The sequence below is a fragment of the Kitasatospora sp. NPDC059571 genome (assembly GCF_042735675.1).
Lineage (GTDB): Bacteria > Actinomycetota > Actinomycetes > Streptomycetales > Streptomycetaceae > Kitasatospora.
In genome coordinates, this window is the sequence record NZ_JBHWBW010000175.1 from 2,841 (window position 1) to 14,479 (window position 11,639).

At 74.3% G+C, this 11,639-nt stretch carries 10 protein-coding genes; 4 read left to right on the plus strand and 6 right to left on the minus strand.

What is annotated here, in order from left to right; translation table 11 throughout:
• Positions 1-138: 138 nt before the first annotated feature.
• Positions 139-1,242 carry a threonine aldolase family protein gene (locus ACFV0G_RS20260; RefSeq protein WP_380549362.1) on the minus strand — a complete coding sequence of 368 codons (1,104 nt, stop codon included), beginning with the start codon at positions 1,240-1,242 and terminating at the stop codon, positions 139-141.
• A 349-nt stretch (positions 1,243-1,591) separates the two neighbouring features.
• On the opposite strand from ACFV0G_RS20260, the gene ACFV0G_RS20265 reads away from it, so the two are divergent.
• Positions 1,592-2,485 (plus strand): M23 family metallopeptidase, encoded by an 894-nt coding sequence (locus ACFV0G_RS20265; RefSeq protein WP_380549365.1) that lies wholly within the window; start codon positions 1,592-1,594, stop codon positions 2,483-2,485.
• Positions 2,486-2,542: 57 nt separating this feature from the next.
• Here the strand turns inward: ACFV0G_RS20265 and ACFV0G_RS20270 are convergent, their stop codons facing one another.
• On the minus strand, positions 2,543-3,160 hold the full coding sequence (locus ACFV0G_RS20270; protein WP_380549368.1) for a TetR/AcrR family transcriptional regulator: 618 nt from the start codon (positions 3,158-3,160) through the stop codon (positions 2,543-2,545).
• Positions 3,161-3,382: 222 nt separating this feature from the next.
• Between ACFV0G_RS20270 and ACFV0G_RS20275 the strand changes: the two genes are divergently transcribed.
• Entirely contained in the window at positions 3,383-4,987 is a 1,605-nt protein-coding gene (locus tag ACFV0G_RS20275) for an MDR family MFS transporter (protein ID WP_380549371.1), read from the plus strand.
• Positions 4,988-5,074: 87 nt separating this feature from the next.
• Here ACFV0G_RS20275 and ACFV0G_RS20280 read toward each other — a convergent pair whose 3' ends face one another.
• Both ACFV0G_RS20280 and ACFV0G_RS20285 read right to left on the minus strand, forming a co-directional pair.
• Positions 5,075-6,025, minus strand: a complete 951-nt coding sequence (locus ACFV0G_RS20280; RefSeq protein ID WP_380549374.1) for an A/G-specific adenine glycosylase — start codon at positions 6,023-6,025, stop codon at positions 5,075-5,077.
• A gap of 65 nt (positions 6,026-6,090) precedes the next feature.
• The gene (locus ACFV0G_RS20285; RefSeq protein ID WP_380549377.1) at positions 6,091-6,825 is read right to left on the minus strand and encodes a rhomboid family intramembrane serine protease; all 735 of its coding nucleotides are present in this window, start codon (positions 6,823-6,825) and stop codon (positions 6,091-6,093) included.
• 133 nt (positions 6,826-6,958) lie between these two features.
• Here ACFV0G_RS20285 and ACFV0G_RS20290 point away from each other — a divergent pair, with 133 nt between their 5' ends.
• Positions 6,959-7,831, plus strand: coding sequence for a hypothetical protein (locus ACFV0G_RS20290; RefSeq protein ID WP_380549380.1), 873 nt, complete (start codon positions 6,959-6,961; stop codon positions 7,829-7,831).
• Between the two features lie 69 nt (positions 7,832-7,900).
• On the opposite strand, the gene disA is transcribed toward ACFV0G_RS20290, so the two are convergent.
• Positions 7,901-9,007, minus strand: a complete 1,107-nt coding sequence (gene disA / locus ACFV0G_RS20295; RefSeq protein WP_380549383.1) for a DNA integrity scanning diadenylate cyclase DisA — start codon at positions 9,005-9,007, stop codon at positions 7,901-7,903.
• Between the two features lie 130 nt (positions 9,008-9,137).
• On the minus strand, positions 9,138-10,673 hold the full coding sequence (radA, locus tag ACFV0G_RS20300; RefSeq protein WP_380549386.1) for a DNA repair protein RadA: 1,536 nt from the start codon (positions 10,671-10,673) through the stop codon (positions 9,138-9,140).
• A 180-nt stretch (positions 10,674-10,853) separates the two neighbouring features.
• Between radA and ACFV0G_RS20305 the strand changes: the two genes are divergently transcribed.
• Positions 10,854-11,639, plus strand: a 786-nt coding sequence (locus tag ACFV0G_RS20305; RefSeq protein ID WP_380549389.1) for an RNA polymerase sigma factor, incomplete at its 3' end; no start/stop codon positions are given.

The window sequence follows — 11,639 nt, forward strand, 5'->3', positions numbered from 1 at the left end:
CCAGATCAGCTTTGGCCCCCCCAACATAGGACCATCCGCTCCCGGCCCCCCCCCCACCACACCCCCCGGGCGCCCCCCCCCCGGGGGGGGGGGCCCCCCCCCACGGCCGTTCAGGGCCCGAACGGACCCGACAGGGCGTCAGAGCAGGGCGAGCAGGGCGGTGACGGCCTTGCCGACATCCTCCGGGGACCACTCCAACGCGGGCCCGGCGACGGTGACTTCGGTCATCGCCTGGCCGGGCACCCCGACCGGGGACCAGAAGCCGAACAGGGCCAGGCCCTGCTCCTCCGCCAGTCGCAGGCCCGCCCCGGCGAGCGCCTCGGCGTCGTGCGGCAGCCAGAGCCGGAACTGGTGGGTGTGCGGGGGATCCGGGCTGACCCGGGCGCCGGGGATCTCCGCCAGGGCTGCGGCGACGGCCTTGGCATGCGTCACGTACTGCTCCAGGCGCGGCAGTTCGTGGCGGATCCCGGCCAGCGCGGTGACCGCCGCGGGCCACTGCTGGAAGAGCTGCCCGCCGTACCGGTGACGCCAGACCCGCGCCTCGCGGACGAACGCCTCGTCACCGGCCAGCAGGGCGCCGCTGAGACCGCCCAGGGTCTTGTAGCAGGAGACGTAGACGGAGTCGGCCAGCGCGCAGATCTCCGGGAGCGTCCGGCCGAGGTGGACGGTGGACTCCCACAGCCGGGCGCCGTCCAGGTGGACGCGGGCACCGAGCTCCCGGGCGGCGGCGAGCGTCGCGGCCAGCTCGTCCCAGGTGGGCAGGACGAAGCCGGCGTCGCGGAGCGGGAGTTCGACCGTCAGGGTGCCGAAGTGCTCCTCGCAGGAGCGGAGCTCCTCGGGCGTGGGCAGCCGGGGCTCGCCGGTCGGCCAGACCGTCGAGAGCCCGGTGAGCCGCATCAGGGCGCGCCGCTCGTGCACCTCCGGGTGGGCGAGCGGGTGCATCGCCACCACCCGGCTGCCGGAGCGGTCCGCCCAGTACCGCAGGGCGACCTGCTGGGCCATGGTGCCGGTCGGGAAGAACGCCGCGTCGGGCAGGCCGAGCAGGGTGGCCACCTGCTCCTCCAGGGCGCGCACGACTCCGTCGCCGTACACGTCGGGGCGCTGGTCGAGGTCGTAGCCGGGGTCCGGGTCGGCGGCCAGCGCGGCCAGCCTCTCCCGGAGGGTCTGCGGCCGGTTGCCGGAGAGCAGCCGGTCCGCGGCACGGAACGCGGCGAAGCGCCGCTGCTGGTAGTCGTCGGTCACCCCCCGATCTTCGCCCAGCGGACCGCGGCGCGGGTACCGCCACGGTCCCGCGCCGGGCCGCCCGGCGGTCGCCGCCCTGTGAGCGGGCTCACGATTGGCGGGCCGGCGCCGGGGGTAGCCCGGTGGCGATGGTCACAGCGCCACCCCGCGGTACGAGGGCCCGTAGTAGCAGGCCGGCCGTGTGCGGCGCGAAGGGGGTGGCCGGCCGCACGGAGACGGCCGGCGGCTACGACGGACCGTCGTAGGTCACACCGTTTGGGGTGCGGCGGGCGAGCGATTACACCGGAGTGGTCCCCGCTCAGGGAGCTTCGGCTCCGCTGGAGCACTGCCCCCTTCTGCGAGGTCCCCCATGCGCCAGTTCTCCGATGCCGCCCGCCGGCTCGCCCGCTCCGCCACCGACACCCTGCAGGCCCGCCAGGCGGGTGCGCGCGTCCTTGCCGGCCTCCGGCCGGGCGCCACCGGGGTGCGGCAGCACCGGGCGACCGTGGCCTCGGGCGGGGTCGCGGCGCTGGCGCTGGGCGTGCTGCTGCTGCCGGGCCACCACGCCGCGGCGCAGACCACCGTGCACCCGACCCTGCCGGGCAGCTCGGTCTTCACCGCGACCGCCGCGCCGCACCAGGACGGCCACCTGGTGCAGGTCGGCGAGCCCACCTCGTACAAGCAGCCCCGTTCGGTGTCCGCGCAGGACCGGGTGGCCGTCGCGCACAACCTGACCCCGGCCGAGCAGCCGCAGCCGGCCGCCCCCGCGCAGCCGCAGCAGCAGGCGCAGCCCCAGCCGCAGCAGCAGCCCCAGCAGCCGGCCGCGCCCGCGCAGCCGCAGCAGCAGGCGTCCCCGGACTGGTCCTCGCCCGCGCCGGGCGCCCCGACCAGCAACCCGTACCACAAGACCAACCGCAGCTACGCGGCCGGCTTCCACACCGGTGTGGACTTCGCGGTGCGCACCGGCACCCCGCTGGTGTCCGTCGGCAACGCGACCGTGGTCTCGGCGGGCTGGGCCGGCGCGTACGGCAACCAGGTCGTGCTGAAGCTCTCGGACGGCCACTTCGCGCAGTACGCGCACATGTCGAAGCTCGCGGTGCACGCGGGCCAGCACGTGAAGGCCGGCGACCGGGTGGGCCTGTCGGGCAGCACCGGCAACTCGACCGGGCCGCACCTGCACTTCGAGATCCGCACGGCGAACCGCTACGGCGCGGTGATCGACCCGATCGCCTACCTGAGCGCGCACGGCGCGACCAACTTCTGATCCGCGCCGCGGCATGCGGCAGGGGCGTCCGGACGGCCGGGCGCCCCTGCGGCCGCCTCAGGCGCCGACCGGCTCGATCCGGGAGGCGATCTCCAGGGCGACGTCCAGCGCGGCCTCGACGGCCTCCGCGAGGTTCTCCACCCGGCCCTTGGCGCCGGGCTCCTGGCCGTCCTCGGGGAGCTCGTCCTGCTTGAGCAGGAAGAGCGCGGAGTGGATCGAGAAGAGCGTCATGCTGGCGCGCAGCCGGTCGCGGAAGTCGGCGTGCGGGCCCTGGACGAGGCGGATCATCGCGAGCATCCGCTCCTTGAACTCCAGGCCGGCGGGCGACTCCCGCAGGGCCGGCTGGTTCTCGTGGAAGAAGCGGAGCAGCGGCGCACGCTCGACCATGCCGGCCGCGAAGCGGCGGACCAGCTCGTCGCGCAGCTCCGGGGACCAGGGCTTGCCCTCGCCCCAGGCGATGGTGTCGTCGATCGGGGCGGACATCGTCTCGACGATGCCGTGGACGATGTCGTCCTTGGTCTTGAAGTGGTAGTACAGCGCGGCCTTGGTGACCCCGAGCCGGTCGGCGATCTCGCGCAGCGAGGTCTTCTCGTAGCCCTGTGACGCGAAGAGCTCCAGGGCCACCTCGACGATCCGCGCGCGGGTGTCGCTGCGGGGGCTCTGCGTCGTACTCATCGCTGGCTGGCCTGCCTCGTGACTCAGGTGGGGTGGCGGACGCACACCTGTTCCGGGGACGCCCACACGTGCATTCTCCCTGCCCGTGGGCCTGTCACCGAAACCGGCTTGACGCCCGGCTGGAAACAACTTACCGTGCCACGCGGCGATTGCACTAGCCGGTCGTCAAGTAAGTGAGCCGCGGGACACGCGGCCGAGCTCTGCTCTCCGGGGAGACGCACCATGTCACAACAGCAGGTCGAGGCCGCTGCGGACGAACCCGCAGCCGCCAAGGACGCCAACGAACCCGCCCCGCGCTCACCGCGCGAGATCCGCCTGGTGATGGTCGGGCTCGTGGTCACCATGCTGCTGGCCATGCTCGACAACCTGATCGTCGGCACCGCGATGCCCACCATCGTCGGCGACCTCGGCGGCGCCGAGCACCTGTCGTGGGTGGTCACCGCCTACACCCTGGCGACCGCCGCCTCCACCCCGATCTGGGGCAAGCTCGGCGACCTGCTCGGCCGCAAGGGCACCTTCCTCACCTCGATCGTGATCTTCCTGGTGGGCTCCGCGCTCTCCGGCCTCTCCCAGACCATGGGCCAGCTGATCGCCTTCCGCGCCGTCCAGGGCCTCGGCGCCGGCGGTCTGATGGTCGGCGTGATGTCGATCATGGGTGCGCTGATCCCGCCGCGCGACCGCGGCAAGTACCAGGGCATGTTCGCCGCCGTCATGGCGCTCGCGACCATCGGCGGTCCGCTCATCGGCGGCTTCATCACCGACCACCTGTCCTGGCACTGGACGTTCTACATCAACCTGCCGCTCGGCATCGTCGCGCTCGCCGTCGTCGTGGTGACCCTGCACCTGCCGAAGACCCGCACCAAGGCGAAGATCGACTACCTGGGCGCGCTGCTGCTCACCGTCGGCATCACCTCGCTCGTGCTGATCACCACCTGGGGCGGCCAGCAGTACGCCTGGGGCTCCAAGGAGATCCTCGGCCTCGGCGCGCTCGCGGCCGCCACCCTGATCGGCTTCTGCTACGTCGAGCAGCGGGTCGAGGAGCCGATGCTCCCGCTCGGCCTCTTCAAGAACCGCAACTTCGCCTCGGTCTCGGTGATCGGCTTCATCGTCGGCTTCGCGATGTTCGGCGCGGTCACCTTCCTCCCGCTGTACCAGCAGACCGTCCAGGGCGCCTCGGCGACCAACTCCGGCCTGCTGCTGATGCCGATGATGTTCGGCATGCTGGTCATCTCGCTGGCGGTCGGCCAGGCCATCACCAAGACCGGCAAGTACCGCATCTACCCGATCATCGGCACCGCGGTGATGGCGGGCGGCTCGCTGCTGCTCTCCACCCTCGGCACCGACACCAGCCGCTTCACCTCGGCCTGCTACATGATCGTGCTCGGCGCCGGCATGGGCTTCCTGATGCAGGTCACCATGCTGGTCGCGCAGAACAGCGTCGAGCTCAAGGACATGGGCGTCGCCTCGTCCACCGCGACCCTGTTCCGCACCATCGGCGGTTCCTTCGGTGTCGCGCTGTTCGGCGCGATCTTCACCAACCGGGTCACCGAGACCATGAAGGACCGCCTCGGCGCGGCCGCCGTCGCGAAGGGCAGCGGCAAGGGCAACCTGAGCTCGATGAGCCCGGAGGCGCTGCGCAAGCTCGACCCGGCCCACCAGGACGCCTACCACCACGCGGTCTCCAACGGCATCCACACCGTCTTCCTCTGGGGTGCGGTGATCAGCCTGATCGCCGTCGCCGCCGCACTCTTCCTGCGCGAGGTGCCGCTGCGCGGCACCGGCTCCGGCTCCGGCGAGAAGCCCGAGCCGCAGCTCGAAGCGGTCTGATCCAGCCGCTGCCAGGACGAACGAAGGGCCCGCCCGGGGTGCACCCGGGCGGGCCCTTCGCCGTACCGCCGGCGGCCGGGCGGCGCCTCAGCCGGGCAGCCGGTACACGCCCTGCGCGACCGGCTCGACCAGCCCGTCGGCGACCAGCCCGTCCAGTGCCCGGGCCCGCTGCACGGCGTCCGGCCAGACCTCGTCCAGCTGCCCCTGCAGCACCTCGCCGTGCGCCTCGCGCAGCACCGCCAGCAGCTTGCCCCGCACCTGCCGGTCGGTGCCCTCGTACGTCTGCCCGCGCCGGGCCGGGCCCTGGTACGGCGGGCAGCCGGCCCGCTGCCAGGCGCACCGGTCGGCGAGCGGGCAGGCACCGCACTCCGGGCCGCGCGCGGTGCACACCAGCGCGCCCAGCTCCATCACCGCGACCGCCCAGGTGGCGGCCGTCCCAGCGGTGGCCGGCAGGTACTCGGCCGCGGTGCGCCGCTCGGCGGCGGTGGTCGCCTGCGGCGGGTACTCCACGCCCGTGACGGCCCGGGCGAAGACCCGGCGGACATTGGTGTCCAGCACCACGTGCCGCTGCCGGAAGGCGAACGAGGCGACCGCCGCCGCGGTGTACTCGCCGACCCCGGGCAGCGCCAGCAGCGCCGCGTGGTCGTCCGGCACCCGGCCGCCGTGCTGCTCGGTGATCGCCACGGCCGCCGCGTGCAGGCGCAGCGCCCGGCGCGGGTAGCCGAGCCGGCCCCACATCCGGACCGCCTCGCCGGGGGCGTCGGCGGCCAGGTCCGCCGGGGTCGGCCAGCGCTCCAGCCAGGCGGCGTACGCGGGCAGCACCCGCTTGACCGGGGTCTGCTGGAGCATGAACTCGCTGACCATCACCGCCCACGGCGAGGCGGACGGGGTCCGCCAGGGCAGGTCGCGGGCGTTGGCCTCGTACCAGGCGAGGACGGTCGTGTGCAGCGCGGCGCGGTCGGCGTCGGACACTGCGGCGGGCTCCGGCACGCGGTGCGCGGCCGGCCGGCGGGGGGAGGGAGTGGTGATGGCAGCCATGGCGCTTCGATCCTCCCACGTGCCGCGGGCCGTCCGCGGCGCCGCCGGGACGGGCCGGGCGGGGGTCACAGCCCCAGGTCGTCGAGCTCCTTGAGCAGCGCCGCCCGGGAGCCGTCACCGGCCGGGGCGGGCCCGGCCGGCTGCGCGGGGAGCGCGGGTGCGGCCGACCCGCCGCCGGCGGTCGCCGCCGACCGGCCGCGGTCGCGGAAGAGCCAGGCGCCCGCCAGGCCGCCGACCAGGCCGCCGAGGTGCGCCAGCCAGCTCACTCCGGGGGTGCCCGGCACCGCGGTGGTGAGGATGTAGGCGAACGAGGCCCCCATCACCAGGCCGATCAGGCTGTCGATCAGGTTCCGGTCGATCAGGCCGCGCAGCACGACGTAGCCGAAGTAGCCGTAGATCACGCCGCTGGCGCCGACCGTGACCACGCTGTCCCGCTCGAACAGCCAGACCGCGGCGCCGCTGGTCAGCGCGACCAGCAGGGTCAGCCCGGCGAACTTCTTCACCCCGCGGTACGCGGCGAGGAAGCCGAAGACGAACAGCGGGCCGGAATTGCCCTCCAGGTGCTGCCAGTTCACATGCAGGAAGGGGGCGGCGAGGACGTCGGGGAGGCGGTCCGGCTGCTGGGCGCGGATGCCGAAGTCGAGGGTGAGCCGGTAGTCGTCGACCCAGTTGACGACCTGCACCGCCCAGACCGCGCAGAGCACGCCGAACATCGTGAAGAACGCCCGGCGCGCCTCCGCGACCATCCGGGCGGGATCGGGCTCGGGACGCCGCTCGCGGTCCGTGACTCGACTGGTCATGACGCGACTATAGGGGGACGCCACCCCGAACGGCCCGCGCCCGACCGGAGCAAATGGCGGATCATGTGAAGGAAGTGATCTCGGTACAGTGTTGATGCGTCAACGGGTGCACACAGTCTCGTAGAGTTTGCGCGTGCCCTCTCTGCGTCAACCCGTCGGACCGCTGCCGGCCTCGATCTACTGGCGGCGGCGCCTCGTCGTGCTCGCCGCCCTCGTCGCCGTCGGCGGGCTGGTCGCCTGGCTGGCCCTCGGCCCCGGCGGCGGGAAGTCGCAGAAGACCGCCCAGGCCGCGCCCGCTCAGTCGATCACCCCGGGCGCGAGTCCCAGCGGTTCGGCGATCACCAGCCGGCCGGGCGGCACCGGCGGCGGCACGGGCGGTACGACCGGCGGATCCGGCGGCGTCTCCGGCTCCACCGGGGGCGACGTCAGCCTCACCGGCGGTACCACGGGCGGCGGTTCCGACGGCGGCAGCGGCGGTTCGAACGATGCGACCTCCGGCGGCACCGGCACCGGCGGCTCCTCCTCCGGCGGGGCGGGCGGCAGCTCGGGCGGCGCCACCTCCGCTCCCCCGGTCAACACGTCCGAGGTGATGGCCCTGCCGGCCTGCAGCACCTCGCAGGTCTCGCTGGAGCTCGCCAGCACCCTCAACGCGTACAGCAGCAAGGTGAAGCCGCGGCTGGCGCTGACCGTCCGCAACACCTCCGGCGCCAACTGCCGGGTGGACCTCGGCCGGACGGTCTCCACGCTGACCGTCAGCTCGACCAGCGGCGAGCGGGTCTGGTCGTCCGGCGACTGCCCGAGCAGCCGCCAGGCCACCTGGGTGCAGCTGGGCGCCGGCTCCGGGCTGACCGAGACCTTCACCTGGGACCGCAGCCGCAGCAAGCCGCAGTGCGCCTCCACCGACGGCACCGCCGCCCAGCCGGGCAGCTACCTCGTCCAGGCCGACCTGGCCCTGCCGTCCGGCGGCCAGGTCTCCGCCCGCACCTCGATGCGGCTGGAGGCCTGAGACCCGCAGCAGTCGAGCCCCCGGCGGATCCGCCGGGGGCTCGGTCGTTGCCGGAGTCGGACCGCGGGATCAGACGTAGCGCTCCAGGATCGAGGACTCCGCCAGCCGGGACAGGCCCTCGCGGACCGAGCGGGCGCGCGTCTCGCCGACGCCCTCGACCGTCTGCAGGTCGTCGATGCTGGCCGCGAGCAGCTTCTGGAGACCGCCGAAGTGCTCGACCAGGCGCTCGATGACGGTGTTGGGCAGCCGCGGCACCTTGGCCAGCAGCCGGTAGCCGCGCGGGGAGACCGCCGAGTCCAGCGACTCCAGCGAACCGGAGTAGCCGAGCGCCTTCACCACGGTCTGGAGGTCCAGCAGCTCGGCATGGGTGAGCGCCTCCAGGTCGGCGAGCACCTCGGTGACGGTGCGGCCCTTCTTGGCGGCGCGCTCGGGGAAGTAGTCCCGGGCGACGAGCTCGCGCTCCGGCTCGACCCCGGCGATCAACTCGTCGAGCTGGAGCGAGAGCAGCCGGCCGTCGGTGCCGAGCTCCAGGACGTAGCCGGCGATCTCGGCGGCGATCAGCCGGACCATCTCCAGCCGCTGGACGACCGCCGCGACGTCGCGGACGGTCACCAGGTCCTCGATCTCCAGGGCGGAGAGCGTGCCGGCGACCTCGTCCAGGCGGAGCTTGTACCGCTCCAGGGTGGCCAGGGCCTGGTTGGCACGGGACAGAACGGTGGTCGAGTCCTCCAGGACGCGGCGGGTGCCGTTCACGTACATCGCGATCAGCCGCATCGAGTGCGAGACGGCGACCACGGGGAACCCGGTCTGCCGGTTCACCCGCTCGGCGGTGCGGTGGCGGGTGCCGGTCTCGTCGGTGGGGATCGTGGCGTCCGGCATCAGGTGCACCCCGGCCCGGACGATCTTGGTGATGTCCTTGTCCAGGATGACCGCGCCGTCGAGCTTGCACAGCTCGCGCAGCCGCGTCGCGGTGAACTCCACGTCCAGCACGAAACCGCCGGTGCACAGCGAGTCGACGCCCTTGTCGAAGCCGAGCACGATCAGGCCGCCGGTGTTCGCCCGCAGCACGCGCTCCAGGCCGTCCCGCAGCGCCGTGCCCGGCGCGATCGCAGTGAGGGAGGCCCGTAGCAGGGCCTCCTCGCGGGAGGACCTGTCCGCCCGGTCGCTGGCTGCCACGTGACTCCTCCGGTCGAGCCGGACCGCGTGGCGCGGCGCCCGACGGTCTCTCGCTTGTTACTGCACCCGTTATCAATTGCCCATTAGACAGGGCAAAGTCTAACTGCGTGCGGCAATAACGGGGCCGGAGTCAGCCGAGTTCGTCCGCGCCGACCGGCTCCCAGCCCTCCATCAGCTCCTCCGGACGGGCGGCGACGTACCGGTCCAGGGCCTCCCGGGCCGGGTCGCCGGCGCCCCCGCGGGGGGTCTCGGCGGCCGGTGCGGGCCGCTCCGCCCGGGGCTTGGCGGGGCCCCGGCGGCGGCCCGGAATGGCCCGCAGCGCCTCGCCGATGTCGGAGACCTCGACCACCTTCATCCCGGCCGGGACCTTGCCCGGGTCCGGCGGGACGAGGGCGTGGGTGAAGCCCAGCCGGTGCGCCTCGGCGAGCCGGCGCTGCACGCCCGTCACCCGCCTGACCTCGCCCGCGAGGCCGACCTCGCCGATCGCGACCAGGTTGCTCGGCAGCGGGGTGTCGGAGGACGAGCTGGCCACGGCGAGCGCGATGGCGAGGTCCGCCGAGGGCTCGGTGAGCTTCACTCCGCCGACCGTGGCGGTGTAGATGTCCTGCTTGCCCAGCTTGACCCCGCCGTGCCGCTCGACCACGGCCAGGATCATCGCGATCCGCGGCGACTCCAGGCCGGAGGTCGTCCGGCGGGGCGACGGGATCTGCGAATCCACCATCAGCGCCTGGACCTCGGCGACCAGCGGGCGGCGGCCCTCCAGCGTGACGGTCAGGCAGGTGCCCGGGACGGGCTTGTCACGCCGGGTCAGGAAGAGCCCGGACGGGTCGGCCAGCCCGGCGATGCCCTCGTCGTGGAGCTCGAAGCAGCCGACCTCGTCGGTGGCGCCGTAGCGGTTCTTGACCCCGCGGATGATCCTCAGCCGGGCGTGCCGGTCGCCCTCGAAGCTGAGCACCACGTCGACCAGGTGCTCCAGCAGCCGCGGGCCCGCGATCTGGCCGTCCTTGGTGACGTGGCCGACCAGCAGGGTGGCCATGCCGCGGTCCTTGGAGGCCCGGATCAGTGCGCCCGCCACCTCGCGGACCTGCGCCGGGCCGCCGGGGGCGCCGTCCAGCTCGGCAGAGGCGATGGTCTGCACGGAGTCCAGGACGAGCAGCCCGGGGTTGACCGCGTCGATGTGGCCGAGCACCGCGCCGAGGTCGGACTCGGCCGCGAGGTAGAGGTGGTCGGAGAGCGCGTTGATCCGGTCCGCGCGCAGCCGGACCTGCCCGGCGGACTCCTCGCCCGTCACGTACAGCGTGCGGTGCTGCGCACTGGCCGCCTTGGCCGCGACGTCGAGCAGCAGGGTGGACTTGCCGACCCCGGGCTCGCCGGCGAGCAGCACCACGGCGCCGGGCACCAGGCCGCCGCCGAGCACCCGGTCCAGCTCCGGAACCCCGGTGGACCTCGCGGTGGCCACCTGGCCGTCGACCTGGCCGATCGGCCGGGCGGGGGCGCTCACCGGCCCGGCGGCGGTCGTGCGGATCGGCACCGCGCCGTACTCCTCGACCGTGCCCCAGGCGTTGCACTCCGGGCAGCGGCCGACCCACTTCGGGAGCTGGTTGCCGCACTCCGTGCAGCGGTAGGCCGGGCGCGGCTTGGCGGTGGTCTTGGTACGGGCTGCCATGCGGCCAACCGTAGCCGGTGGGTCCGACAGCCCGGGCCGGACCGGTCGCCGCGGCGGCTCCGGACCCGGCGCGGAAGGGGGCGCGAAGACGTTCCGGGCCGGACGGTCCTGTTACCCGAAAGAAGTACAAGCGGCCCGAATTCCCGGGGCCGGACGGGTGCGCTGCCTACCGTCAGTGGGGTGACGAGCACGCTTGAGACCCCGGTGGCCGACGCCTCGCCCCTCTGGCAGGCCTACGGCCGGCACGTCGACGGGCTGTTCACCTACTGCCTGTCCGTCCTGTGCGACCACGACGCCGCGGTGGCGGCCGTCGGCGAGGTGCGCGACCTCGCGCTCCGGCACGGTGCACGGCTGGCCGACCCCGCGCTGCGCCGGGCCTGGCTGTACGCGCTGGCCCGGCACTGCTGCCTGCGGCGGCTGGAACGCGGCCCCGGCGCGGCCGGCGCCCAGGCCCCCGAGGCCCGGCCCGGCGCCCTCGCGCAGCGCCGCACCGAGCTCGCCCGGCTGGCCTGGCCGGAGGCGGCCGGCACCGGCCCCGAGCAGCGGGAGGCGCTGGAGCTGGCGGTCCGTCACCGGCTCTCCCCGGCGGAGGTGGCGGCGGTGCTCGGGCTGACGGCGACGGCGGCCGAGCAGGTGCTGGCCGCGGCCGGTGCCGAGGTCGCCAGGACGCGCACCGCCCTGCTGGTCCTCGGGGTGGGCAACTGTCCGGAGCTGGCGCAGCTGGGCGGGGTGGGCGCGGAGAGCTGGCGCGGCTGGGTGCTGGGCCCCGCGCTCCGGCGGGAGCTGGTGCTGCACGTGGTGCGCTGCCCGACCTGCCGGGGGACGGCCGCGCGGGTGGCCGGGGAGCTGGACAGCGGGCTCGCGGGCCTGCCCGGGCTGCCGCTGCTGACGGCGCCCGCCGCGGTGCGGACGGCGGTCAGCGCGCCGCAGGCACCGGACGGCGCGGCCGGCGCGGCCTTCCTGGCC